This window comes from Azospirillum baldaniorum (assembly GCF_003119195.2).
Lineage (GTDB): Bacteria > Pseudomonadota > Alphaproteobacteria > Azospirillales > Azospirillaceae > Azospirillum > Azospirillum baldaniorum.
Window position 1 is genome coordinate 317733 of sequence record NZ_CP022255.1, and the last position, 26175, is coordinate 343907.

Annotated in this window: 18 protein-coding genes and 1 pseudogene; 5 read left to right on the forward strand and 14 right to left on the reverse strand. The window is 68.5% G+C overall.

Annotation, left to right across the window (positions count from 1 at the left end):
• Window positions 1–132: 132 nt before the first annotated feature.
• Window positions 133–723: a recombinase family protein gene (locus tag Sp245p_RS23715; RefSeq protein WP_014199075.1), complete on the reverse strand. Its 591-nt coding sequence runs from the start codon at window positions 721–723 to the stop codon at window positions 133–135.
• Between the two features lie 131 nt (window positions 724–854).
• Here Sp245p_RS23715 and Sp245p_RS23720 point away from each other — a divergent pair, with 131 nt between their 5' ends.
• The 3 genes and pseudogenes from Sp245p_RS23720 (at window position 855) to Sp245p_RS23735 (ending at window position 6432) form a co-directional block, all read left to right on the forward strand.
• A complete protein-coding gene (locus Sp245p_RS23720; protein ID WP_014199074.1) occupies window positions 855–3848 on the forward strand; it encodes a Tn3 family transposase in 2994 nt (997 codons plus the stop codon).
• Between the two features lie 33 nt (window positions 3849–3881).
• Window positions 3882–4892: pseudogene (locus Sp245p_RS23725) on the forward strand (MFS transporter); the annotation flags it as partial.
• A 358-nt stretch (window positions 4893–5250) separates the two neighbouring features.
• Entirely contained in the window at window positions 5251–6432 is a 1182-nt protein-coding gene (locus Sp245p_RS23735) for a hypothetical protein (protein ID WP_129557215.1), read from the forward strand.
• Here Sp245p_RS23735 and Sp245p_RS23740 read toward each other — a convergent pair.
• The gene (locus Sp245p_RS23740; RefSeq protein WP_014199071.1) at window positions 6417–7334 is read right to left on the reverse strand and encodes a LysR family transcriptional regulator; all 918 of its coding nucleotides are present in this window, start codon (window positions 7332–7334) and stop codon (window positions 6417–6419) included. The genes Sp245p_RS23735 and Sp245p_RS23740 overlap by 16 nt on opposite strands.
• A 167-nt stretch (window positions 7335–7501) precedes the next feature.
• Here Sp245p_RS23740 and Sp245p_RS23745 point away from each other — a divergent pair, with 167 nt between their 5' ends.
• On the forward strand, window positions 7502–8491 hold the full coding sequence (locus tag Sp245p_RS23745; protein WP_014199070.1) for an MBL fold metallo-hydrolase: 990 nt from the start codon (window positions 7502–7504) through the stop codon (window positions 8489–8491).
• A 301-nt stretch (window positions 8492–8792) separates the two neighbouring features.
• Here Sp245p_RS23745 and Sp245p_RS23750 read toward each other — a convergent pair whose 3' ends face one another.
• From Sp245p_RS23750 to Sp245p_RS23810, 12 genes are all read right to left on the reverse strand, one after another.
• Window positions 8793–10730 (reverse strand): MacB family efflux pump subunit, encoded by a 1938-nt coding sequence (locus Sp245p_RS23750; RefSeq protein ID WP_014199069.1) that lies wholly within the window; start codon window positions 10728–10730, stop codon window positions 8793–8795.
• Window positions 10727–11986 carry an efflux RND transporter periplasmic adaptor subunit gene (locus Sp245p_RS23755; RefSeq protein ID WP_014199068.1) on the reverse strand — a complete coding sequence of 420 codons (1260 nt, stop codon included), beginning with the start codon at window positions 11984–11986 and terminating at the stop codon, window positions 10727–10729. Before Sp245p_RS23755 ends, Sp245p_RS23750 begins: the two co-directional genes overlap by 4 nt.
• On the reverse strand, window positions 11980–14595 hold the full coding sequence (locus Sp245p_RS23760; RefSeq protein ID WP_281291747.1) for a TonB-dependent siderophore receptor: 2616 nt from the start codon (window positions 14593–14595) through the stop codon (window positions 11980–11982). The genes Sp245p_RS23755 and Sp245p_RS23760 overlap by 7 nt, the downstream gene beginning before the upstream one ends.
• A gap of 112 nt (window positions 14596–14707) precedes the next feature.
• On the reverse strand, window positions 14708–15655 hold the full coding sequence (locus Sp245p_RS23770) for a FecR family protein (protein ID WP_109138952.1): 948 nt from the start codon (window positions 15653–15655) through the stop codon (window positions 14708–14710).
• Window positions 15655–16161 carry a sigma-70 family RNA polymerase sigma factor gene (locus tag Sp245p_RS23775; protein ID WP_014199063.1) on the reverse strand — a complete coding sequence of 169 codons (507 nt, stop codon included), beginning with the start codon at window positions 16159–16161 and terminating at the stop codon, window positions 15655–15657. Before Sp245p_RS23775 ends, Sp245p_RS23770 begins: the two co-directional genes overlap by 1 nt.
• Before the next feature lie 200 nt (window positions 16162–16361).
• The gene (locus Sp245p_RS23780) at window positions 16362–17309 is read right to left on the reverse strand and encodes a glycosyl hydrolase family 18 protein (protein ID WP_014199062.1); all 948 of its coding nucleotides are present in this window, start codon (window positions 17307–17309) and stop codon (window positions 16362–16364) included.
• 50 nt (window positions 17310–17359) lie between these two features.
• The gene (locus tag Sp245p_RS23785) at window positions 17360–18946 is read right to left on the reverse strand and encodes an exopolysaccharide biosynthesis polyprenyl glycosylphosphotransferase (protein WP_014199061.1); all 1587 of its coding nucleotides are present in this window, start codon (window positions 18944–18946) and stop codon (window positions 17360–17362) included.
• A 9-nt stretch (window positions 18947–18955) separates the two neighbouring features.
• The gene (locus tag Sp245p_RS23790) at window positions 18956–19804 is read right to left on the reverse strand and encodes a class I SAM-dependent methyltransferase (protein ID WP_109138954.1); all 849 of its coding nucleotides are present in this window, start codon (window positions 19802–19804) and stop codon (window positions 18956–18958) included.
• A 257-nt stretch (window positions 19805–20061) separates the two neighbouring features.
• Entirely contained in the window at window positions 20062–21384 is a 1323-nt protein-coding gene (locus Sp245p_RS23795; RefSeq protein WP_014199059.1) for a conserved membrane protein of unknown function, read from the reverse strand.
• Window positions 21381–22193: a WecB/TagA/CpsF family glycosyltransferase gene (locus tag Sp245p_RS23800; protein ID WP_014199058.1), complete on the reverse strand. Its 813-nt coding sequence runs from the start codon at window positions 22191–22193 to the stop codon at window positions 21381–21383. The genes Sp245p_RS23795 and Sp245p_RS23800 overlap by 4 nt, the downstream gene beginning before the upstream one ends.
• Window positions 22190–22915 carry a polysaccharide biosynthesis/export family protein gene (locus Sp245p_RS23805; RefSeq protein ID WP_041813786.1) on the reverse strand — a complete coding sequence of 242 codons (726 nt, stop codon included), beginning with the start codon at window positions 22913–22915 and terminating at the stop codon, window positions 22190–22192. Before Sp245p_RS23805 ends, Sp245p_RS23800 begins: the two co-directional genes overlap by 4 nt.
• Window positions 22906–24894, reverse strand: a complete 1989-nt coding sequence (locus Sp245p_RS23810) for a GumC family protein (protein WP_186466857.1) — start codon at window positions 24892–24894, stop codon at window positions 22906–22908. The genes Sp245p_RS23805 and Sp245p_RS23810 overlap by 10 nt, the downstream gene beginning before the upstream one ends.
• A 440-nt stretch (window positions 24895–25334) precedes the next feature.
• On the opposite strand from Sp245p_RS23810, the gene Sp245p_RS23815 reads away from it, so the two are divergent.
• Window positions 25335–26165 (forward strand): FkbM family methyltransferase, encoded by an 831-nt coding sequence (locus Sp245p_RS23815; protein WP_014199054.1) that lies wholly within the window; start codon window positions 25335–25337, stop codon window positions 26163–26165.
• Window positions 26166–26175 lie beyond the last annotated feature (10 nt).

Below are 26175 nucleotides of genomic sequence, written 5' to 3' on the forward strand. Positions count from 1 at the left end.
TGATGGAGGACGGACCTGATAATGGGAAATGGAAGCGGTATTCGGCGGAGTTCAAGGCAAAGGTCGCGTTGGAGGCGATCCGATGGTATCGCAATTGGTTGCTAGTTGTCCGGTGGTGACACGTCCTTGGGGTCATCGCAGAATCTGTTCAGAATCGTCCGCTAAGCGGCGGGCCCGGGAGAGCAAGCGGCTGACCGTGGCGGGATGGACGCCGAAGAGCCGTGAAACCTCGGCGGCGGACTTCCTCCCCGATGTCACCATCTCAACGATTTCCCGGCATTGGGCGGTCGTGAGTTTCGGGCGTCGACCGCCGTGGCGTCCCTGATTTCTGGCGGCTTCCAATCCCGCCCGGGTGCGCTCGCGGATCATGGCGCGCTCGAATTCGGCGAAGGCGCCCAGCATTTGCATCATCATGCGGCCTGCCGGGCCGGTGGTGTCGACGGCCTCGGTGAGCGAGCGGAATCCGGCTTGCGCCTGCTCGATCCGCTCCAGGATCAGCAGCAGGTCTTTCAGCGACCTGGACAGCCGGTCGAGCTTCCAGACGACAACCACGTCGTCGGGCCGCAGCTGGTCGAGCAGCCGATGCAGCTCGGGCCGGTCCCAGCGGCCACCCGATCCCGCTTCCTGGAAGACACGCATGCACCCAGCCACCCGCAGGGCGTCCACCTGGGCTGAGGTATCCTGCCCTTCCGCTTTCGACACGCGCGCGTAGCCCAGCAGCATCGCACCGTCCTTGCGCAAACCCGTTGCCTTGGATACGAATTTGGCAACAGGGTTGCGCAACCCGCAAGCCTTTGTTCTTCCGTTCCCCTCCAGACCCGTGTGCAGACGGCCGTTTGCGCAATGCCCATCCCATGCCCCGCCACCAGCTTCTATCCCCTCAGACGCGAGCCGCTCTGTTCGATCCACCGTCGGAGCCGACCGCCATCACGCGCCTGTACACCCTCTCGCCGGACGATCTGGCGCACGTGCGTCGCCGGCGCCGTCCCTGGAACCGGCTCGGCTTCGCGATGCAGCTGGCCTACCTGCGCCATCCTGGACGGGCCCTGGGAATTGGCGAGGAACCACCGACCGCCATGCTCGCTCACATCGCCGGACAGGTCGGGGCCGATCCGGCATTGTTCGTCGACTACGCCCGGCGGGAGGAAGCCCGGCGCGAGCATTTGGCCGAACTGCAAGCGGCCTTCGGGCTGTCGCCCTTCGGCTTGGCCGACTATCGGGCCATGTGGCGTGTGGCATCGGAGGTGGCCCGCGGCACCGACCGGGGCGACGCCATCGCCTTGGCTGTAGTGGAAGAGCTGCGGGCGCGCCGCGTCCTGCTGCCGGTCGCCACCGTGGTGGAGCGCCTCGGCCTCGCCGTCCGTGCCAGGGCTCGAGCCACCGCTTATGCCAGTCTGATCCGCGGGTTGGAGGATCGACAGACCGAGCGCCTCCTGGCGCTCCTGAAGGTGACGGAACCGGAGGGCCGCACCGGCTTGACGCAACTGCGCGAGTGGTCGGAGGTGCCTTCCGCGGCGAATCTGGTCCGTCTGGCGGAGCGCTTGGCAACGGTGCGGGCCATCGGCATCGAAGCGGATCGGGCGCGACGCATTCATCAAGTCCGCTATGCCATCATCGCCGGCGAAGCGGGAATCATGGATGCGCAGCACCTGTCGCGCCTGGGCCCGGAACGCCGTCTTGCCGTCCTGACCGCCTTCGTCATCGAGCAGGAGGCCCGACTCAGCGACGCCGCCGTGGAGATGTTCGACCGGCTGATGGGAGCCCTGTTCCGGCGCGCCGAGCGCAAGCGCACGGAACGGCTGACCGACCGGGCCAAGGAGCAGGAAAGCTTGGTCTGGATGCACGCGGTGAGCGGCCGGGCTCTCGTCGCCGCCCGACGGAACGGGACCGATCCGTTCGCCGCCATCGAGGCGGCCGTGGGGTGGGAAGCCTATGAGAAGAGTGTCGATCACGCCGTCGGCGTCGCCGAGACCGCCGACGAAGGCAACAGCCTGCCCGAGGTGGTGGAGCGGCATGCGTCCGCCCGGCGGTTTGCCCCGACCTTCCTGCAAACCTTTGCCTTCAGCTCGTACCGCAAGTCCGATCCGCTGCTCAAGGCGGTCGACGCCATCAAGGCACTGTATGCGTCGGAAGGCCGGCCGACCCTGGCGAAGGACGCGCCGGTCTCCTTTCTCCAGCGCCGTTGGCGGCCCCTCGTGCTGCCACAGGGTAAGAACCTCGATCGCCGCGCCTATGAAATGGCCGTATTCGCGCATCTGCGCGAACGGCTGCGTGCCGGCGATGTCTGGATCGAGGGCGCCCGCGCCTATCGACGGTTCACCGACTTTCTGCTGCCCCGGCCAACGTTCGAGGACCTGCGCAGCACCGGGAGCCTTGACTTGCCCATCCCGGTGTCGTGGCCGGACTATGCCACGGAGCGGACGAAGCTCCTGGACGACCGATTGCGCGAGGTTGCCGCGTTGGCCGAAGTCAACCGATTGCCGGGCGTTACGCTGGAGGACGGCCGCCTGACCATTTCGCCGCTGTCCCGCGCCGTACCCGAGGCCGCGGGCGCTCTCGCCAAACGGCTGTCCGCGCTCCTGCCGCGCATACGGATCACCGAGATCCTGGCCGAGGTCGACCGCTGGACCGGATTCGCCAGCAGCTTCACCCATGTGCGCACCGGCGAGCCGGCCTTCGACCGCGCCGCGGTGCTCGGCACGGTGCTGGCGGACGGCACCAATCTGGGGCTGTCGCGCATGGCCGAGGCGTCGCGGGGCTTGAACCATGCCCGGCTGATCTGGACGGCGGAGTGGCATGTGCGCGACGAAACCTACGCCGCTGCCCTGGCCACCGTGGTGAACGCCCACCACGCCCACCCGATGGCCCACCACTGGGGGCCGGGCGACACCTCGTCGTCGGACGGGCAGTTCTTCCGGGCGGGCGGCCGTGGCGAGGCGCGCTCCGACGTGAACGGCCGCTATGGCGACGACCCCGGCGCGCTGTTCTACACCCATGTCTCCGATCGGTTCTCTCCCTTCCACACGAAGGTGATCTCGGCCACGGCGGGCGAGGCGGCACATGTGCTGGACGGCCTTCTGATGCACGGCAGCGCGCTGTCCATCCGCGAGCACTACACCGATACGGCCGGCGCGACCGATCATGTGTCGGGACTCTGCCATCTTCTGGGGTTCCGCTTCGCCCCTCGCGTCCGCGATCTCAAGGAGCGTCGGTTGTATGTGATTGACCGCACGGCCGATTACGGATTGCTGACGCCATTGATCGGCGGCCCGGTGCGCCTGCATTTCGTCGAGGAATCCTGGGATGACCTGCTGTATCTGGCCACGTCCGTGCGCACTGGGACCGCAGCGCCGTCCGCCCTCTTGCGCCGCCTCGCGGCCTACCCGCGGCAGAACCAGCTCGCCAAAGCGTTGCGCGAGATCGGCCGCATCAAACGCACACTGGCAACCTTGGACTGGCTGAAGGACCCGGACCTCCGCCGTCGCTCCCATGCTGGCCTGAACAAGGGGGAGGCGGAGCATTCGCTCAAGCGGGCCGTCTTCTTCCATCGTCTGGGCGAACTGCGTGACCGGACGTTCGAGAACCAGAGCCATCGGGCCTCGGGGCTCAACCTGGTGGTCGCCGCCATCGTGCTCTGGAACACCGTTTATCTGGGTCGCGCCGTGGACGCGCTGCGCGCAGCCGGCGAAGACATTCCCGCCGACCTGTTAGCACATGTGGCGCCACTCGGCTGGGAGCACATCGCGCTCACCGGAGACTATGTCTGGGCCGACGACGACGTGGATTCCTCGGTAGCGTTCCGACCGCTCCGGCGAATTCCCGCTTCGTTCCAGAGGGTCGCCGCTTAGCGTACGATTTTGAACAGATTCTGCGATGACCCCCCACTTGGCGACCTGCTTGACCGTCGTCGGCTTGTGATTGGCCAAGGCCTTCTGTCGATCATCGCGTTGGTCGCTGTAGCGACGGCGAAAACCGAAGAGGTTCTGTTCACCGGCCTCGCCGCGATGGGCCTGCTCGCCGTCGTGGTGCAGGTTCTGGTCGCCTTCGCCGCGACGCTCGCGACGCCCGCCGAACGCGGCAGGGCGGTCGGCACGGTGACGAGCGGCATCGTCATCGGCATCCTTGGCGCCCGCTTTGTCGCCGGGCTGCTCGCCGACCTCGGCGGCTGGCGGGTGGTCTATCTGACATCGGCCATTCTGATGGCGGCTATGGTCGGGCTGCTGACGCGTGTTCTGCCGCGAACGCCGTTGCCGGGCAGCACCGACAGCTACGCCGGGACACTGCGCTCCATTCCCGCCCTGTTTCTGCGTGACCGGGTTTTGCTGACGCGCGGACTTCTCGCTCTGCTGATCTTTGCGGCCTTCAGCACATTCTGGACAAGCTTGGTTCTGCCGCTCAGCACCGCCCCTTTCCACTATTCGCACACGCAGATCGGACTGTTCGGTCTGGTCGGTGTAGCAGGGGCGATAGCCGCGACGGGCGCGGGACGCCTCGCGGACCGCGGTCTCGGCCAATGTACGATGACCCTGTCTCTCACGCTCCTGCTGCTGTCATGGGGGCTGATTGCGTTTCTGCCATCGTCCATTCCGCTTCTCCTGATCGGCGTCGTCCTGCTCGATCTCGCCGTGCAGGCGGTCCACGTCACCAACCAGAGCATCATCGTCGCCCGCCACCCGACGGCACGCAGCCGTCTCGTCGGTGGCTACATGGTTTTCTATTCGATTGGCAGTGCCATGGGAGCAAGTGCCGCGACCATGGCTTACGCCCATGCCGGCTGGCACGGCGTTTCGATGCTGGGAGCAGCATTCAGCACCGCTGCAGTGCTGACGTGGGCCGGCGCGCGCCATCGGCCGGTTGGTGGCGAAGCGACGGAATGCGCCGACGGACTCTGAGCTTCTGGCTTGCCGACGGCGCCGGGAGTCCACTCTGGTCCACCCGGTGGATCACCGGCCAGCGGATCAACCATGCCCCGAGATATCATCAGGGTGATCGCATTTAAAATCCCCTCTCCCCTCTGGGGAGAGGGTTAGGGTGAGGGGGTTGCGCTTGTGCCGAACGCACCGCCACGCGCAACCCCCTCACCGGCCCTGCGGGCCACCCTCTCCCCGGAGGGGAGAGGGCTATAAAGGTCAAATGCGATTGCCCTGGAGATATCATCCCGTGCCAAATTGCTGGGGTCGCGGACGTGTTTGATCCCAACTGGAGGCAATTCTTCTTCCGCTGTTTTCATCGGGACATCACCATGGTGCCATGGTCGTCTTCCCGGCTGGACGACGCCTTGCAGCATTTTGCAGTGGAAGGGTGGACAGCATGGCGGACCAGTCGATAAAGTTCTCCTACGAGTACGGGAAATACAAATATTTCGAATTTTCCGGAAACAACAACAAGGTGGATGTCGAGTTCTCCTGGGACCCCCCGAAAACCGATCCGTCGGGAAAGCCGATACCGAAGAAGGTGGTCGATCTTTTCAACAAGAATGTGCGCGAGGCCATTCAGGAGTTGATGAAGGCCGAAGAGAAGACGGTCGCCGAAATAAAGAAGCAGATCCAGGCGTGGGATCAAAAGATCGACAAGCACGAGATCGACGGCCGCAACCTGTTTTTGTTCATGAACACGATCAACGACACCATGGAGCAGCGGGCCGCCGACCGCTTCGGGGGAATCGTCGGCGGCATTGCGACGGTCATGAAGCTGATCGTGAAGAAGGCCTTCGCCGGCCTCGACGCGGCCGTGCGCAAGATGCTCGAGGACATGAAGTGGAAGGTCTACGCCAAGACGGTGGGAAAGATTGTTCTCGCTCTGACGGCGACGGCCCTCGCCATCATGGCCACAGTGTTGACCGGGGGCGCGGCGCTGCCGCTGGTCGTGGCGGGTGCCAAGATCACGCTCGACGTGGTTAAGGAAGGGAAGGCGGCCTACGACAGCTTCAACGACGGCGCGGACGAGGTGGTCGCTCTGCAGAGCGCCGTGAAGAAACACAGGGCCAGCGCGCAGGAGGCGATGAAGGCGGTCGAGCGGGCCGAAAGCCGACGCTACCTCATGGCGGAGTCGGTGAACAAGCTGGAGCGGCAGCTTGGCGCGGCGGAGGCCAAATACGCGGACGTGGAGCGGATCCTCACCCAGAAGAAGATCGACGGGATCACCATCACCGCGGATTCCACCCTCCTGGGTCTGGTCAACAAGGTGAATCGGTACAAGGATCTGATCGACCGCCTCACCCCGCTGCTGAACGCGGCCCGCGCCGACCTGAAGCGCCTGGACGCGCTGATCGACGGAGCGCGGCGGGCGTTCGACCCGTCCACCTACGACGCGATTCCAAACGCCGACTGGAAGACGATTCTCAAGAAATACGCGGACGAGTACGGCGCGACGGTCAAGACGCTGGGTGACCTGGGCTCCAGCATCGCGACCGTCGTTCAGAAGCTGGCCTGAACCCCGGCCCGCCAGTCGTAGCCTTTCATGTGATCGAGGAACGCCCGCATGGCCGCGCTCGGCAGGCGGCGATTCGGGTAATACAGAAACCACTGCGGCAAGGTGGGGCTCCACTCCGGGAAAAGCTCCACCAGCCGACCGTCCCGGACATGGGGTTTCGCATAGTCGTCCAGAACGTGGGCGATGCCCCGGCCGGCCAGGGCGGCCTGAAGCTCGTTGTGCACCGTGCTGACCGTCAGGCGTCCGGCGGGCGTGACCTCCAGCGCGTCGCTCCCGCGGGCGAAGCGCCATGTGACGAGGGTCCCGCCGGGAAATCTCCGCCTGATGCAGTCGTGGTAGACCAGGGCATGCGGCGTCACCGGCAGCCCATGCCGCGCGATGTAATCCGGTGACGCGACGATCGCGTATCGGAGCGACGGTCCGAACGGGACCGCGATCATGTCCTGCGCCAACTGCTTGCCGAAACGGACGCCGGCATCGAACCCCTGCTCCACGATGTCGATCACCGCGGCGTCGCTGATGATCTCGATCCTCACCTCGGGATAGGCGTCCATGAAGTCGAAGACCAGCGGACAGAGGAGATGATCGACGGCGGGTGCCGGCGCGTTGATCCGCAGCGTTCCCGATGGGCTGTCCCTCAACTCGCCGACCTCGGCGATCGCAAGCTGGATGTCGCTCAGCGCCGGGGCCAGGCGATCGAGGAGGCGCTGCCCGGCCTCCGTCGGCGATACGCTCCGCGTCGTCCGATTGAGCAACCGGATGCCCAGCGCCTCCTCCAGGGCGTTCATCGTCTGGCTCAAGGCCGATGACGAGACGCCCCGTTCGAGCGCCGCCGCGCGGAAGCCGCCACAGCGCACGATCGCTGCGAACACATCGAAGCTGTCCAAGCGAATGGGGTTCATTGCGAAGCTGGCCTAATCAAGCCGATCACATTTGACGAGCTTATCAGCGCAATCTTGCCGTGTCATGGTCGATCTGCGGTTGATCGTCGCGCCCAGGTCGCCGTCCGCCATCGCTCACCCCCGGTCCCGTGGCTGGAAGCGGGCGCCCCACTCGGGAGGAAACACCGATGAATGCCCTCACCCTGAACCGACGCCGGATCATGCTGTCCGCGGCCGTCGGCGCATCGACCCTGTTCGCTTCCGGTGGTGGGGCGGGCGCGTCCGCGCAGGTGACGCCGACGCCCGCGACCGGCAACGCCGGCCACTACCGTTTCCGGGTCGGCGACATCAGTGCTGTGGTGTTGAGCGACGGCCTGATCGGCGGTCCGCCCCGCGTCTACGCGAGCGACGCGCCCGAAGCGGAGCTTCACGAGGTGCTGCGGCGCGCCTTCCTGCCGACGGACCACATGACGTTGAATCTGAACACCCTTCTGATCGAAACCGGCGGACGGCGCATCCTCGTCGAGGCCGGCGCGGGCACGACCATGGGGCCGAACGGCGGGCGCATTTTTCAGAACCTCGCGGCGATCGGGCTCGGTCCCGCGGACATCGACGCCATCGTGATCTCGCACACCCATCCCGACCACGTCGGCAATCTCAGGACGGCGAATGGCGGCCGGGCGTTCCCCCGGGCCACCGTCTTCGTGCCGCGGGCGGACTGGGAGTTCTTCGTCCGCAACGATCCGGACCTGTCCTACATGCCGGTCCCGGAGGATTTCCGCCGGCACTTCGCCGCCGCGATCAAGAGCAGCCTTGAGCCGGTCGGGAACGCGGTCGAACTCTATGAGGCGGGTGCCGAGATCGTGCCGGGCCTCACGACGATCGTCGCCTCCGGCCACACGCCGGGCATGGCGACCTTCCTCGTCCATTCCGGAAACGACCAGCTGCTGCTGACCGCCGATCTCGCCTACCACCCGGTCGTCAACGTCGACAATCCCTGGCGTCCCGGACCCGACCGCGACAAGGACACCGCGCTCGCCTCCCGCCGGCGCATCTTCGACCGGGCGGCCGCCGACCGCATTCCCGTGCTGGGTTTCCATTTTCCGTTTCCGGGCCTCGGCCGGATGCTCAAGACCGACGGCGGCTATGCCTGGGTCCCAGCGAACTGGCAATTCTGAGATCCGCCTATGACGGGTCGATACACGAACCTGGGCCTCCGCCGAATCAGTGGACACCTTTGTTAAGCTCCCAAGGGGGGGCGGGGAGGTGGACATGACGACGCAGCACGCCGCCCAGCGTCCCCGAGCCTGTCGGGGTGGCCCCACCGACAGCCAGCACGCGCTGCCGACCGCCCCCAACCTCTCTTTCTAAAGCGAACTTCCGTTCGCTTCAGAGTCATATCGCCTCATTCGCCGGCGGGCTCCGGTCGCATGTGCGACCGGGACCGCCGGCGCGGTCCAAAGCGGATTGCAATCCGCTTTAGTCGCTCGCCAGCGCCACCACCGGGTCGAGCCGCGCCGCACGGCGGGCGGGGATCAGGCCGAAGACCATGCCGGTGAGCACGGCGGAGGCTGCCGCTCCGGCGATCGCGGTCGCGGTGAAGACCACCGGCATCGCCAGAAGCCCGATCACCGCGCCGCCGGCCAGCCCCAGCGCCACACCGACCAGCCCGCCCAGCCCGGCGACCAGCGCCGCCTCCATCAGGAATTGCCGCTCGATGTCGGCGGCGCGGGCGCCGACGGCCATGCGGATGCCGATCTCGCGGGTCCGCTCGGTCACGCTGACCAGCATGATGTTCATGACCCCGATGCCGCCGACCAGCAGCGTGATGACCGCGGCGCAGCCGAGCAGCAGCGTCATGGTGTCCTGGGTCTCCGCCGCCGCCTGGATGCGCGCGGTCCCATCGTGGATCTGGAAATCCTCCTGGCCGTGACGCTCGGAGAGCAGGGCACGAATGGCGTCGCGGGTCTGCGCGATCCGCCCCACATCGTGCACCGAGACCAGGATCAGTTGCAGGTCCGGCTTGCCGATCAGGCGTTGCACGCCCGTGGACAGCGGCACGAACACCCAGTCGTCGGTGCTCTGGCTGCCGGTCAGGTCGCCCTTCTTCGCCATCACGCCGGTCACCAGGAAGGGGATGTTGTTGACCAGCACATGCTTGCCCAGCGGAGATTCTCCGCGCGGGAACAGCCGTTCGGCGACGCCGTGGCCGAGAACCGCCACCGCCGCCCCGGCCCGCTCGTCGGCGCGGGTGAAGAAGGCCCCCTCAGCGACCGGCCAGCGATGCGTCAGCGGCAGGGATGCCGAGGTCGCCAGCCCTTCGGTCCGGTGGTCGATGTTGCCGTGGCGGACCATCACCGGCGTGTCGAGGTAGGGCATCACGCTCTCGACGTTGGGCAAGTCCAGGATGGCCTCGCTGTCCGCCTCGGTCAGTGGCGTGGCCGGCAGGCGGGGATCGCCGCTGCCCGCCACGACATAGACCAAGTTCACCCCCAGCGCGCCGACCCGCGCCATCACCGCCTGCTTGGCGCCCTCGCCGATGGCGAGCAGAGCGATCACGGACGCCACGCCGATGACGATGCCGAGCAGGGTCAGCGCCGTGCGGAAGCCGTTGGCACCCAGCGACCGCAACGCTGCCGACAGGGCTTCCCCAGCGTCGGTCCACAGGGAGGCGCCGGCGACCGGGCGTTCCGCCGGGGCAGGGGAGGGGTTCGCCGGTGACGGGGCCGGGCGGCCGCTGTCGGCGACGATGCGGCCGTCGCGCATTTCGATCACCCGGCCGGCGGCCTCCGCCACCTTGCGGTCGTGGGTGATGAGAATCACCGTGCGCCCGGCGGCGGACAGCTCGCGCAGCAGCGCCACCACCTCCGCCCCGCTGGCGCTGTCCAAAGCACCGGTCGGCTCGTCGGCCAGGATCACCGGGGCGTCGTTCATCAGCGCCCGCGCGATGGACACGCGCTGTTGCTGGCCGCCCGAAAGCTGGTTGGGGCGGTGATGGCGCCGCTCCTCCAGCCCCAGGCGGCCCAGCAACTCCACGGCGCGGCCTTCGCGCAGCGCGGCGGGCAGGCCCGCGTAGCGGCCGGGCATCTCGACATTCTCCTGCGCCGTCGTGCCGGGGATCAGATGGTAGTGCTGGAAGACGAACCCGAACCCGTCCCGCCGCAACGCCGCCCGCTCGTCGCCCTCCAGCGCCGTCACGTCGCGCCCGTCGACGCGGTAGCGTCCGGAGGTCGGGCGGTCGAGCCCGCCGAGGATGTTCATCAGCGTCGATTTGCCGGAGCCGGAGCTGCCGACGATGGCGACGAACTCCCCCGCCTCGACGGTCAGGGAAACGCCGCGCAGCACCTCGACCGCCAAGCCGCCGCCGCTGATGTAGGTCTTGCGGATGTCCTCCAGGACGAGGAGCGGGCCGCTCACAGCCGGAACCCGATCTTGGGCGGGCGGCCGTCGTCGGTTTTCCAGCCCACCACGATCCGCTCGCCTTCGGCCAGCCCCTCCAGGATCTGGGCGTTGAAGCGGTCGCGCACCCCGACGCGGACCTCGCGCGTCTCGATGGCGCCGCCGCTGCTGATCAGCGTCACGCGGTGCCGTTCCGCCGCCGTGTCGGCCGGGGGCAGGGTGGCCGAGGTCGGGGCGGCCGGGGTCAGGGCGGCGACCGGCACGGTGACGGCGTCCTTGGCCGCGGCGGCCACGAAGAAGACCTGGGCGGTCATGTCCGGGCGCAGCTCCCCCCGGTCGTTGGCGATTTCGAACAGCGCGGTGTAGAGCACGACGCTGTTGGCTGCCCCGCCGCCGCCGGACGCGGACGAGCCGCCGCCGTTCCCGGTCGCGGGCGGCTTCGGCGGCGCGGGCAGGATTTCCTGGAGGCGCGCGGTCCAGCGCCGTCCCGGATGGCCGAGCGTGGTGAAGTAGAGCGGCATGCCGTCGGTCAGCCGCGTCACGTCGGCTTCCGACACCTGGGTCCACACGGTCATCGCCGACAGGTCGGCGATCCGCATCAGGACCGGCGCCTCGTAGGCGGAGTTGATGGTCTGGCCCTGGCGGGCGTCCACCGCGATCAGCGTGCCGCTCATCGGCGCGTAGATGCGGGTGTAGCCGAGCTGCGCCTCGTCGGCCTGGAGGGTCGAGTCCGTCTGGCGGATCTGCGCTTGGGTGGCCTCGACCTGGGCGGCGGCGATGCGCGCCTCCATGCGGGCCTGGTCGAAGGCCTCGCCGCGCCCCGACCCGCTGCGCCGCAGCGCCGCCTGACGGGCCAGCTGGGCCTCGGCGAAGTCGGCGCGCGCCCGCTGCTCGGCCAGCAGGGCGGTCAGGCGGGCGCGTTCGGCGCGCCCGGCCTCGACCTTGGCCTGTTGCAGGGCGGGGTCGATCTCGGCCAGCAGATCGCCCTCGCGGACCATCTGCCCGACCGTCACGTGCAGCCGGGTCAACTGGCCGGACACCTGGGCGCCGACGTCGACGTAGGCGCGCGGCTGGATCTTGCCGAGCGCCGTCACCGTGTCCTCGACCGTGCCGCGGCCGACCACCGCCACCTCCGCCGAGGCGGCGGGATCGGCCGGGCGCAGCAGGGCGGCGGAGGCCAGCCCGCCGAGCACCAGCGCGGCGGCGGCGAGACCGCGGCGCACACCGCGCCGGGAACCGGAAGCCGCCGCCGACCGCCGCGCCGTCATCACCACGTCGCCCGCAGGGACAGCAGGACGTTGCGCGGCTCGCCGTAGTAGCCGTAGTTCTGGACGCTGCTCAGGTACTTCTTGTCGAACAGGTTGTTGAGGTTCAGCGTGGCCGAGACCTTGTCGGTGATCTGATAGCGCGTCATCAGATCGACCACCGCGTAGCCGTCGCGGTCGTAGCGCCGGGCGCCGGTGCCGGTGTAGACGTCGCCTTCCCACTTGACGTTGCCGCCCACCATCACGCGATCCCAAGCGCCCGGCAGGCGGTAGGTGGTGAACAGCTTGAAGGTGTCGCGCGGCACGTAGGTCATCATCCGCTGGCCGTCGGCGTTCTTGATCGAGGTGTGGCTGTAGCCGCCGCCGACCTGCCAGCCGGTCATCACCTCTCCGGCCACTTCCAGCTCGAAGCCCTTGCTTTCCGCACCCTTCACCGCCCGGTAGGCCTGCGTGCCGTCCGGAGCGAAGCGGCCGGGATCGGCCTCGCCCAGATTGTCCTGCTGGATCAGGAACACCGCGGCGCTGGCGTTCAGGGCGCCGCCGAAGAACTCGGCCTTCACGCCGGCCTCGTAGGCGTTGCCGTCCAGCGGATCGAGGGACTGGCCGCTGACGTCCTTGTAGTTTTGCGGCTTGAAGATGCTGGTGTAGCTGGCGTAGACCGACCAGATGTCGGTCAGGTCGAGCACGACGCCGGCGAAGGGTGTGAACACCCCGTTCTCCGACCGTTTGCTGTAGCTTCCCGCCCCCGCGTTCGGGCTGCTCTTCTCGATCTGCTCCCACCGGCTGATGCGGCTGCCGAGGATGACCGACAGCGCGTCGGTCGGGCGCAGGCGGGTGGCGGCGTAGGCGGCCACCTGCCGCTCGTCGGTCTGCGACCGGCCGGTCGGGTTGAGCGTCGGCTGGGCGATGCTGCCGTTCCAGGTGAAGTAGTTGGGGATCGAGGGATCGTAGCCGGGGATGGTCCAGAGCGGGTAGTCGAGCCCCTCGCGCTTGGCGTAATAGCCGCTGATGCCGGCCATCAGGTCGTGCCGCCGCCCGAACAGGTCGAAGCCGCCGTTCAGGTCGGCGCTGACCGAGGTCTGCTCCAAGTCGGAGTTCCAGCGGCCCGGCCAGATGCCCATGCCGGTGCCGTCCCGGTTCAGGTCGCCGCGGGTGCCGAAGCCGAGCAGGCTGTCATATTCGCGGTTGTTGCGCTCCACGTTCAGCGTCGCCGTCCAGCCGTCACCAAAGCGGTGCTTCAGCTCGCTGAAGACCGTCAGGTTGTCGTGCATGTGGTACGCCCAGCGGGCGCCGCTGTTGTAGGAGCGGGGGAGGTTCGTCTTCGTCCCGTCGCTGTAGAACAGCGGGAAGCCGGAGTTGGAGGCGTCGTCGGAGCGGTGCTTCTGGTACTCGACGCCGACCGTCCAGGTGGTGTCGTCCGTGACGTCGGCCTCCAGGACTCCGTAGAGCACCTTCTTGCGCGCGTGCAGGCGGTCGATGAAGCTGTCGTTGTCCTGATAGGCGCCGACGACGCGCCCGCGCAGGCGGCCGTTCTCGGTCAGCGGACCCGACAGGTCGGCCTCGCCGCGGTAGCGGTTCCAGGAACCGATCTGGCCCTCGGCGTAGGCCTGGAGGATCGGGGTCGGGCGCTTGCGGACCAGATTGACCGAGGCCGACGGCTCGCCGACACCGTTCAGAAGGCCGGTCGCGCCGCGCACCACCTCGATCCGGTCGAACACCGCCGTGTCCGAAATGGAATCGTCGAACCCGTACACGGTCGAGCGCGGGATTCCGTTCACCTGATAATTCGTCACCGGGAAGCCGCGCGCGAAGACATCGTCTCCGTCGCTGCCCAGCGGACCGCGCTGCATCCGCGACACGCCGACCGTCTGGTCGAGCACGTCGCGGATCTCGTTCAGCCCCTGGTCATCCATGCGCTGGCGGGTCATCACGCTGACCGACTGCGGCGTCTCGCGCGGCGTCAGATTCAGCTTGGTGGCGCTGTCGGTCGAGCCGGTGGTGTAGGAGCCGGTGCCCTCGCTGCGGCCCGGATCGCGGGACAGCCCGCCCTGAACCGTCACCGGCTCAAGCACCGCCGCACCGCCGGCCTGAGCCGGCAGCTTCTCCAGCGTCACCGTGTCGGGATCGACGAAGCGCGCGATCAGGCCGGTGCCGGCCAGCAGGCGGATCAGCGCGTCCTGGGGAGCCAGAGTGCCCGTCACCCCCGGCGAGGAAACGCCCTGCGCGATGTCGGAGGGGTAGAGCACCTGGAAGCCGGTGGCCTGCCCGTAGGCGGCGAGCACGCCCGGCAGCGGGCCGGCGGCGATGGCGAAGCTGACGGTCCGGCCCTGCTGGGCCACCTGAATGGCCGTTTCCCCGATTGTTGCAGGCGCCGCCAGGGCGCCGTGAAGCGCCGTTGATGCCAGCAGCATGCCCAGCAGAGCCGGAGTCCAGCCACCCCGCGCCGTCTTCCCCCGCGCCGTCTGCCCCCGCGCCGTCTTCCCCCGCGCCGTCTGCCCCCGCGCCGTCTTCCCCCGCGCCGTCTGCCCCCGCGCCGTCTTCCCCCGCGCCGTCTGCCCCCGCGCCGTCTTCCCCCGCGCCGTCTGCCCCCGCAGCCGACGTCCCCCGCCATTGATCATCACCAAGACCCCGCCATTTTGCGAATGAGTTGCATTTTCGTGTATGCAGGTCATGACGATGCCCGGCGGGAACCACCTCACCTCGGTTTGGAAAAAATTTGATACGAACCGGCTAGATGGAACGGATGATGACCAAGCCGGGAACGGGGCGCAGCGTGCGCAAGGGAAGCGTGCGGAGAATGGCGTTCAGGGCGGCGTCCGGCCGGCTGATGTCCACGCTGCCGTCGAAGCGCAGTCCGGCGAGCGGGCGGTCCCACAGCACGATGCGGGCGGGGTGGTAGCGGTTGAGATCGGCAATCACCGCGTCGAGCGGCTGTCCCTGGAAAACCAGCCGGCCGTGCCGCCATGCGTTCTCCACCGCCACGCCCTGGCTCAGCAGCGGGCCGGGACCATCGGGGCCATAGGATCGGCTTTGCCCGGCGGCGACGGGAAGGGGGGGCTCCGTCCCGGTGGTCAGGCTGGCCGTTCCGGATTCCACCGCCACCACCACGGAGTCCAGGCAGCGGTGCACCACGAAGCTGGCGTCGGCGGTGGCGATCCGCCCGTCGGCGCAGGTGACGACGAAGGGGCGCCCCGGGTCGGGAGCGGTCACGAAATGCGCCCGCCCCTCGGTCAAACGGACGCGCCGTTCGCCGGCGGTGAAGGCGACGGCCACCGCGCTGTCGGCGTCCAGGGTCAGGACCGAGCCGTCGTCCAGCGCCACCGTCCGCCGCTCGCCGATCCCGGTCTTCAGGTCGCCCGGCCAGCCGGTCAGGACGACCGCTCCGCCCAGCGCCGCGGCGCAGGCCGCCGCCCCGCCGACGGCGCCGAGCGCCAGGAAACGGCGCCGCGTCGGCGCGGCGCGGCGTTCCTTGCGCGGATCGGGCACCCGGTCCAGATCGCCCCACAGTCCGGCCAGCCGGTCGTACTCGCGGCGGTGGGCCGGGTCCTGCGCCAGCCAGGCGTGAAAGGCCCGGCGGTCCGCCGCGTCGGCGTCGCCCGACTCCATGCGCACGAACCACGCCAGGGCCGCGTCCCGCGGGGTGTCCGGTAAGTCCGGCTGGTCGCGATCGCGCTCCATCAGAGCGCCAGCCGGTCGCGGCAGTGGGCCAGGGCCTTCATGACATGCTTCTCCACCATGCTGCGCGAGATGCCGAGGCGCGCGGCGATGTCGGCATGGCTCAGCCCATCGAATTTGTGAAGCAGAAACACCTCGCGGCAACGCGGCGGCAGTTCGTCCAGCGCCCGGCTCAGCCGTTCCAGTCGCTGCTTGTGCTCCAGCGTCGCCTCGGCGTCCGGCTCGTCCAGCGGACGGTCGAGCCCCAGTTCCGCCGGGGCGAAGCGCCGCCCTCGGCGGGTCTCCGCACGCATCCGGTCGAGCGCGATGTTGTCGGCCATGCGGTACAGGTAGGAACGCGGGTTGTCGATCTCCGGCAGGGCCGTCAGGCTGCGCAGCCGCAGATAGGTGTCCTGCACGACGTCCTCGGCGAGGCACAGCGACCCCAGGCGCCGGGCCAGATGGCCGGTCATCTCTTCATAATGGTCGATCAGCAGACCCAGCAGGGAAGACCGGTCTCTTTCAGCCATGACGTGGGCGACATCCGTTCCCAAAACCTCGCAGCCCACTCCTAAGCACGAATGCGAATCATTCGCAATCGATAGATCGGCCTGGGAAAATATCTTTGATGAGGGCAGGTGAGGGGATGGGGCGCGGCGATCGTCTGAAAGTCAGGACGCCTCGTGCCTGTGCGGAAGCATGCGGCATCGGTCGTCCCGCTTGGGACCTGTCAGCGCAGCGCCTCGGCGCAGCCGTCGAGGCCCAACCCGCGGCACAGCGCCTGGGACAGAAGGCGGCCGTCCGGATTGTCCGGACCGACCGTGCCGGGCGGACGCCCCAGCAGCGGGTAGAGCATCATGCCGCCCTGCGGGTCCTGCGCGACGTTCCGCGCGAGCTGTTCCGCCAGAGGCACCGTGTAGGTCGGCCCGCCGAGCTGGCTCGGCGGCACCTGGACGCCGAGGGCGAGCGGCCCCTTCCAGACCTGCCGGTAAGCCTGCCACGCCTGCCAGGGATCGAAGGTCGGGCCGGCCTCATAGGCCATGATGGAGACGAGGTCGATCGCCTCCGCCTGCGGGGAACGCAGCAGGTTGAGGATCGACCCGGTATGGGAGCCGCGCGGCTGGGCGTCCCGGAACGCGCCCTCGCCATAGGCGCCGATGCTCCAGCCCGGCACGGTCAGCAGCAGGGGGCGCGGGAAGGCGCTGCGGAAACGCGCGACCAGATCCAGCCACATCGCGTCGGACAGGCAGCGCACCCGGCCGGGCGGCCGGACCGAACAGCCGGGCGTCACCGGCTCGAAATCCAGATCGATCCCGTCGACCCCGAGATCCTGGACCAGCCGCACCAGCGCGTCGAGATTCAGCGCGTCCCAATTGGCGTAGTTGGCCCCGCCGACGGCGAGCAGCACGCGGGTGTCCGGCTGGCGCTGCTTCAGAAGCGTGATGGCGTCCCTCAGCACCGTGCCGGAAAAGCCGTATTGCAGCCCGGTCCCCTTGAGGTCGAGGCGGCCGGGATAGGCGGCGTCCGGCCGGACGAAGGACAGGGCGACCAGATTCATGTAGCCGGGGAGCGTCGCCAGCGTCGTCGCGGCCGGGCCGGTGGCCGGGCGCTCGTACCAGCTGTCGTGATAGACGAGCAGGGGGCGCGCCGGCAGCCCGCCCGCTTTCGCGTCCGCCATGCCACCCGCTATGCCACCCGCCAGCAGCCCGGCGGCGAGGGCCAGGGCGCCTAGAACACGTCGCGCCCGAACAGGCCGGTGGTCACGGTGCTGATGATGATTTTCGCATCGAGCCATAGCGACCAGTTCTCGATATAGTGGATGTCCATGTCAACCCCGACGCGCGCCTTCTCGACCGTGTGGATGCCGCCGCGCATGCCGTTGATCTGGGCCCAGCCGGTGATGCCCGGCTTGACGCGGCTGCGCGCCGCGTATTCGCGCGCGACCTCGGCGTAGCGCTGGTTGCCGACCCGCATGTTCGGGACATGGGCGCGCGGGCCAACCACCGACATGTCGCCGGCCAGCACGTTGAAGAGCTGGGGCAACTCGTCGATGCTCGTCCGGCGGAGAAAGCGGCCGACGCGGGTGATGCGCGGGTTGTCGCGGCTGGTGCCGACGGCGCCGTCGTCGCTGTCGTCCACCTTCATCGTGCGGAACTTCAGCATCGTGAAGGGGCGGTTGTTGAAGCCCACGCGGGTCTGCCGGAAGATGATCGGCCCCGGCGAGTCCAGGCGGACCGCGATGGCCGCGGCCAGCATGAAGGGCGAGGCGACGAGCAGGCCGAGGCCCGCGACGACGACGTCCTCGATCCGCTTCACGATGATCTGCATGCCGCGCAACGGCTGCCGCATCACCAGCAGGGCCGGGATGCCGCCGATGTGTCGCAGGTTGGCGAGCCGCAGCCGGATGCTCTCCTCGTCCAGCGGGATCAGGATGTCGAGGGAGATCATCTGAAGCTGCATGCGCAGGCTGTGGATGCGCATCGCCGCCCGCCAGGGCAGGGCGATCACGACCATGTCCACACGGTTGTCCGGCAGGAAGCGCTTGAAGTCCGTCAGATCGCCGGACACCGGAAGGCCGGCCAGGGACGCGGGCCGGCGGTCGCTGTCACGGTCGTCGAACAGGCCGAGGATGCTGTAGTTCGCCCGGTGTTCCGGCAGGGCCAGATGCGCGATCATCCGCTCCGCGACGTCGGTCGCGCCCAGGATGACGACCCGGCGGCGCAGCACCCCGCGCTCCTCCAGAAGGCGCACGCCCCACGCCGCCGCCACACGGCCCGCCCCGAGACAGGCGAGCGCCGTCCCACCCCACAGGGCGAGCATGTCCGACGGGACGACCTCCGGCAGGAAGGCCCAGACGAGCAGGGAGAGGACGGTTCCGGACGGCAGCAGGCCGCCGACCACGTCCAGCAGCGACTTCCCCCAATGCCGGTAGTTTTCGACACGGTAGGCGCCGATGGTGGTCATGGTGCGCAGATAGACGCCCAGCGTGACGGCCGTGAAGATGATCGCCTGGATGAGCAGGCGCCCGTCGTCAAGCGACGGCTCGTCCGTCCGGGCGGCCCAGATGGCCCAGGCGCCCAGGCCGGCGAGCGCCAGAAGGAACCCGTCCGCCCCCTTCACCAGCCGATTGACCAATCCATGCGTCCAGTGCAGCCAGCCATCCCGTGCACCGGCGAAATCGCCGGGGGGTGGCGCGCTGTCCGGCTCAGCCTCCGGCTCGACATCTGGCGCGGCGGCCGGCGGCGGCGGCGCGACAGGGTCCAGAACGGCGGTTTGCCCTTCAGCCGGAAAACGGACCTGCACGTCGTCGCGCATGGCGGTCTCTCACCCTTGCACGAAGCGGCGGATGATCGGCTTCAACGCCTGCCCCAGCGGATGGGAGCGAAGCCGGCGGGTCAGGCCGGTCTGCCGGATGAACTGCATCGGCGTCCGCGGCGTACGGAACACGGTGACGGGCTGGCCGAACAGCTCGGTGTCGCGCACGTAATGGCGCGAAGCCATCGCACCGACCAGCATGGCGCGGTAGCGCTCCGCCCAGTCGGGGCGTGCCAGAAGCAGCTTGTTGTCGCCGATGGCGAAGGGCGCCAGGACTCCCGGCCGTTCGGCCATGAAGCGGCACATGCCTTCGGACACGGCGGGGAATTCCGGGTTGAAGTAGTCGTCGAGGACGATCACCCCGCCGTCGCCCAAACTGTCGTCGGCGATGCCCAGGTCGTGGCGCGTGATGTCGGCGGTGTGGCCGCCGTCGATGCTGAACAGGCGGACCGCGGGACCCAGCCGGCCGGCGAGGCCGGTCCAGGCGAGAGTCGTCGAGTTGCCCTTGACGACCTCGACCGACGCCGGTTCGATTCCGAAGCGGACGAGGTTGGCGCGGAAGGCCGTCTCGTCGCCTTGTCCCGACTGGTCGACGTTGAATTGCTGGTCGTCGAACAGATCGATGGCGAAGGCCCGCTCACCGGCTTGGCGCACCAGCGCCAGCAGGATGAACAGCCGTCCGTGATGGACGCCGATCTCGCCGACGCTTCCCGCCACGCCCTGAGCGCTCTGCCAGACGCCGACCGTGGCGATCAGGCTGGCGTCCAGGCGCGACAGCCAGCCGTCCACACGGCGATGGCCGCCATGCACATAGCGGTGCAGCGCCGAAGAAAATGCTATTGGGGGTTGAGGCGACATGATGACCTCTTACTACCACACTGTTTAAAATGGCTTAAGCCAGTATTGGCGGCGCCGGGGCGATAAATTTCGACAAAGAGTTACAACCAAATTTTGCAATTCTGTCGCATTTTGAAGATTTTCGGACGGGCGTAGCTTGGTGATTCTGCTGCGCTCGCCTTGCGGTTCATTGGTCATGCTCATGATTGGTGGTTCCCGCTATGCATGGCGATCACGTTGCAGGCATCGGCGGAGCAAGGCCGGGGAGGCGGCGGCGATCATGGTCTTCCCATGCCGAGGATCGGGCGTTTCGTTGGATGAAGGGGGCGCTGGGCGCCGGCCTGCCGGCGGGCGTTGCGCCAGTAGAGGGCGAGCGCCATCACGCTGGCGACCTCGCCGGGCGTGAAGACGACCGAATAGATGGTGGAGGTGGCCAGGGCGAACAGGACGTAATCGCCCAGCGCCTGGGTCATGGGGTCGTCGCCGGTGGCGGCCTTGCGGGCGCTGCGCAGCGCCGCGACGTAGAAGGCCGCGATCAGCACCGCGCCGATGACGCCGTATTCGAAGACGATGCCGATCCAGCCGATGTCGGCGAGATAGAATTGATTGTTGCCCAGGATGTCCGCCAGGGTCACGTTGCTGAAGCGGGTGACGGCACCCACCCCCAGCAACCAGCGCAACGGCGTCACCTCCAGGAAGTCGAGCGCCAGGACGATGGAGTTCTGCCGGATCGACAGGGAGGCGCCGAGCATCTGCTCGGCCCGGTTGGCGAGGTCCACGCTGTAGACGGCGGCCAGGAAGACCGTTGCCAACAGGGCCATGCCGACCGCCAGGATCCGCCACCAGCCGCGCGCCGAGGTGATCATGGCGAAGCCGACCACCAGGACGACGCTGCCCAGAGCCGTGCGCTGCTTGTAGATCAGGACCATCAGCAGCAGCCCGATCAGCAGCAGCGGGATGGTCCACCATTCCCGATACGCGCAGAACCGCCGGGACAGGTAGAAAAGGAACAGCACGCCGAAGAACATCGGCATGAAGATGCGCGGGCCGCGCTCGACGTCGTACATCAGCAGCTTGCTCTTCAGCGGGTCGGTGGCGTAGGCCTCCGGCGGGAGGACCAGCCACAAAGCGAGCATGATGACGAAGGTGCCGGCGCCAAGCGCGATCAGCGCGCCGCGCACCTGCGGCAGCGTCGGGCGCAGCAGCGTCAGAAGGGCGGCGAGGGAGAAGTAGTAGGCGAAGGGCCAGACCTTGACCGTGGTCGCCATCGCGTCGGTCACCCCGTTGCCGAGCTGGACCATGGACACCGCCGGGGTGATCGCCACGAGGTAGGCGAGCAGGGCGATGCACAGCGATTTGAACGGCAGCTCGATCTGCGCCAACGCGTAGACGGCGAGCGGGATGGTCAGGACCGGCCAGCTTTTCGACAGGGCGTAGAGCGGCGGGACATCGACCAGATAATGGAAGCTCTGCCCGAACAGGGGCAGCACCGCCAGCAGGATCATCATCGTCAGGGAACGGGGCTGGGAACGGCGGGGCGCCGCCACCCGGACGGGCGACAGGATGCGGCCGCGCTGCCGGGCTCCCAGCTCGACGATCATGGGCGCGCCGCCGGCTTCGGGCGCGCTTGACCCCGCTGCTCCGACCACCAGGCGGAGAGGGCAATGCCGAGCAGCGGCAGGGAGTCCACGAAGACCCGCCGGGCGTGGCCGCGCGGGTTCTGGGCCAGCCGGTACAGCCATTCCAGAGCGAGGCGGCGGAACAGCGGCGGCGCGCGTTCGACCAGTCCCGTCACGAACAGAAGCGAGCTCCCGACGCACAGACCGACGCCGGTGGCCTGTCCGGTGCTCCGGATGGCCAGCGACAGGCACTCCGACTGCGGCGCGCCGACCGCCAGGAAGACGAAGCGGGCCGGGTGGTCCAGCACGAAGCGGACGCAGCGCTCGACCTCCCGCGGGTCGGCGGAGAAGCCCATCGGCGGCTCGTGCCGGGCCAGCCGGGTCAGGCCGAAGCGGTCGCGCAGGCGGCGCTCCAGCTCGTCGTTGCCGCCGATCACCGTGACGGTATCGTCCGGTGTGATGACGTGCGCGAACAGGTGGGCGGTCAGGTCGCTGCCGCTGGCGCTGGGCAGTGGCTTGCGGAACAGCCGGCGGGACAGGTGCCGCATGATCTGGCTGTCGCACAGCCGCAGCCACGCGCCGTCATAGGCGGCGCGGAAGCGGGCGTCGCCGCCGCGGTGAAGCCGCACCACATGCTGCGCGTTCGGCGTCACGACATAGGCGAAGGACTCTCCCGGCGCACGCCCGGCGATGGCCTGGGCGGCGCCGGCCACGTCGAGGCGGGTGATGGCGACCCCGAACACGGTGTCCGAGGGGTGCTCCCGCCCCGGTTCGGTCTGGGGCGCCGTCATGGGAAGGTCGTGATCGCGCCGGTTTGACGGCTGATCGTGTAGTTGAACGTGCGCTCGAACGGGACGACGCGGTTGATGAACTGCTCGACCCACAGGCCGGTCTCGGCGATGGAGCTGCGCGGCACGAACAGGATGTCGCCGGCGACCAGCGGCACGTCGCCGACCGCTGCCCCGGTCTCGATGAACCGGCGGGTGTCGATGGTGCGCAGCATCGGCTTGTTCTCGGGGTTGCGGCGGATCAGCACCACCTCCTCGTACCGCGCCTCGCGGTCGAAGCCGCCGGCCAGCATGATCACCTCCATCACGCCGATGCGGCCGTTCAGCAGGTAGGTGCCGGGGCGGGCGACGGCGCCGCCGATGTAGGCGCGGTTCGACGGAGTCTCCTTCAGCCCGATGCTGACCTGCGGGGCGCGCATCCAACGCCGCGCGCGTGTCTCGACCACGGTGGCCAGTTCGCCCGGCGTCAGTCCGGCGGCCTCGACCTGCCCGGCCATGCGCAGCCCGGCGGAGCCGTCCGGGCCGATCATCACCTCCTCGTCCATGTCGGGGACGAGCGTGAACTTGACCTGGAAGCGGTCGCCCGGACCCAGCCGGTAGGGCGGGGTGGAGTCCTCCCAGCGGGCGAAGCCCTCGGGCATCGCCTCCTTTGGAGTCAACGACTGGCCGGTGCACGCGCCGAGCGCCAGCAACGCCGCCAACAGGAAGCCCCGCATCACAGCCATCGGTAGATCACCTGGGGAATGTGGAAGTGACGGCCGGTCAGCACCAAGCCGACGATGTCGCCGCCGGACGCGAGAATGGAGTCGCGCATCCGGGCGGCGACCGGCGCACGGGTGTGCTCAGCGCGGGCGACCAGGATGTTCGCATCCACCATCGGCGACAGCCGGCGGGCAAGATGGCTGTTCCCAATCGGCGGCGACAGAATCAAAATGATGTCAAAGCGTTGATTCAGCCGCTCCAGCATCTGGCGCGACTGGGCGATGGGGGTGCGCAGGCTGCCCAGCGCCGATCCCGTCGCCTGCCGCGACACCCAGAGCAACGGCACGGCGGAGGGCAGCGCTTCGAGGTCGCCGGCGCTTTGCGGCTCGATGGTCGGCAACCGCTCGCCGGCTCCGCTGTCCGCTTCCCCGGCCGCCTCGCCGTCGGCGCCCGCGTTGATCGCCGCCAGCTGCCCGGTGCCGTCGCCGCAAAGATCGATGACCAGGGTCCGCAGGCCCCGCCCCTTGGCGAACTCCAGCGCCAGCCCGCGCGCCACGATGGCGTCGCCGTCGCCGTCGTTGGCGGTCACGAACTGGATCAGCGCCATCGGCTGGTCGTCCAGGCCATGGTCGCGCAGCTGGGCGGCCAGATGGATCAGCTCCTGCTGGGCGCCGGGGGACACCAGCTCGCCGTCGGTGTCGGAGAAGCTGGCGATGGCCGGAACGCCCAGGTCGCGCTCGATCTCGTGCGGCAGGATGTAGACTTGGCGCAGCCATGTCGCCAGCACGCCGGCCGCCCCGCCCAGCAGGATGCCGCCGACCAGACCGGCGATGATGAAGCTCGGCGCCATGCTCGTCCCGGTCGCCGGGGCCACCGCCGGCTGCACGACGCGGACGTTGGAGAAGCGCACCTTGGCGGCCTCCTCCTCGGCGCGGGCGGCCTCGGTGCGCTGGGCGTAGTCGCGGTAGATGTCCTCCATCACGCTGCGCGTGCGCTCCAAATCGCGCAGCTCGCTTTCCGCCTTGCGCAGGCGTCCGACCTTCTCAACCGCCACCGTGTGCTGGCGGTTCAACTCGTCGAGCTGCCGGGCCACCGCGTCCTGCTCGATCTCCAGCGTCAGCAGATGGTTGTTCAGGAAGGGGATGGACGGGTTGCGGACTTCGCGCGTGGTGTTGTAGACCGGCTTGTCGCCGCCCTTCATCGACTGCCGGACCGTCCGGATCTTCCGCTCCAGCTCCTGGAGGGGCGGGTAGTCCGGCAGGAACTGCGAGGCCATCCGGTCGCGCTCCAGCTCCAGGCGGAGCAGCACGTTGCGGTCGTCGTCGTTCTGGGTCTGGTTGCTCTGCTCCCGGAAGTCGAACACCCGCTCCGGCAGGGCGGCGAGCCGCTTCTTGGCCGCCGTGACCTCCGCCTGGAGGGCCGCCTGGCGCTCCTGGGTCTGCCGGCGGCGCTGCACGATGCTGTCCACCTGGTTGGCGGCGAGCAGGCTTTCCTGCCCGAGATCGACGATGTCGTATTCGGACTTCAGCGCCTGGATCTGCCCCTCGATGCTCTTCAGCTGGTCGGAGTGGCGCGCCAGTTCGGAGGCGAGGAAGGGCGAGCGCGGAACGTCGAAGATCGCGCGGCGGCGCTTCAGGTAGGCGTCGGCCAGGGCGTTGACGGTGTCCGCGGCGAGGTCCGGGTCCTCGTGGCTGAAGCTGAGGCGCACGATGTTGGAGGAGGATTGCTGCTCCACCTGAAGGCGGCGCTTGAACTTGTCGATCGCCTTTTCGAGCTGGTCCTGCGGGCTGTCGGCGGGCAGGAGGCCGAAGAGGCGCGGGCGCGCGATTTCCGGAAACAGGGTGACGGGGCCCAGCGCGCTCAACGTATCCTCGATCACCCGACGGCTCTCAAGGATGCGGATCTCGCTGTCCACCGACTTCAGCCCGTCGATCGACAGGATGGAGGGCAGGGTCCCGGCCACGTCGCTGATCCCCGCATGCGCGCGGTCGATCATCATCATGACCAGACTTTCCGCGGCGTAGCGCGTGCGCGCATAGGTGGCGGCGGTCAAACCGGCGATGATTGCGAGAAGAGCAACGACCAGGATAATGCGCTTGTGATAAAAAGCGAGTATCAGAAGGTCGCGCGGCGTAAATGCCGACACACCGCTGGAGAACAGCACCCCATGCGATTGCTGGGCCGGCGTGCCATCCGGCTGGTCAGCCGATTGACTCTGCCTGCGATTTTCCAGATGTTGGGACAGCATCTTTTACGGGTACCGTAGCGTGTGGATCGAACACTTTACTGGTATGGTTTACCACGTCCGGTGTAGACCTGTCATGGGGTGGTTGGGGTTTTGAAGCATTTTGTCTCAATTTTTAGCTATTTGCTTTTTGCCGAAACCCCTCACTTTTGGTTGGGTGCCAGGATGCCGGCCCCAGCCCCACCGAGCCACGCGCCATGAACCACAGTCTGTCGTCCCTGAAAGCCGCGATCGAGCTTCGCCACCCGCGGATGTTCCGTCGCCTGACCTGGCTCCGCGACCGCCTCGCGCCCTATTACGCCGAGCCGGAGCTGCGTCTGCTTCCCGCCCTGTGCGTTCCGGGAGAGGCGGCCTACGACATTGGCGCCAACAGCGGCATCTACACCTTCTGGCTTTGCCGCACGGCGGCCAGCGTGACGGCCTTCGAGCCGAATCCGAAGCTCGCGTCGCTGCTGGAGAGCAAGTTCGCGCCGCTGATCGCGTCCGGCCGACTGCGGGTAGAGGGGTGCGCGCTGAGCGACGGCGACGGGTCGATCGTGCTTCATGTGCCGCGCTCATCCGCCCTGGCCTCGGTCGAGGTGGGGGCGGTGGGCGCCCATGGCGAGGAGGTGGAGGCGGTCACCGTGCCGCGCCGGACGCTGGACCACTACGACGACCGTACGGTCGGCTTCCTGAAGATCGATGTGGAAGGGCACGAGTCCGCGGTGGTCGGCGGCGGCCTCCACCTGATCGGGCGCGACCGTCCCAACCTGCTGATCGAGGCGGAGGAGCGGCACAATCCCGGAGCCCTGGCGGCGTTGCAGGCGCGGCTGGCCCCGCTGGGCTACCGCGGCTATTTCGTCCTGGCGGGACGCCTGTGCACGCTGGACGGCTTCGACCCGGATCGCCACCAGTCCCGCTCGGCCCTCAACGCGGCGGGCACCCACCGCGTCAAGGGGCGGATCTACATCAACAACTTCATCTTCGTCGCGCGCGACGGCGTGGCCGACCGGCTGCGCGCCGCGCTCGGCCAATCAAGCGGGAGCTGATCGCGCCAGC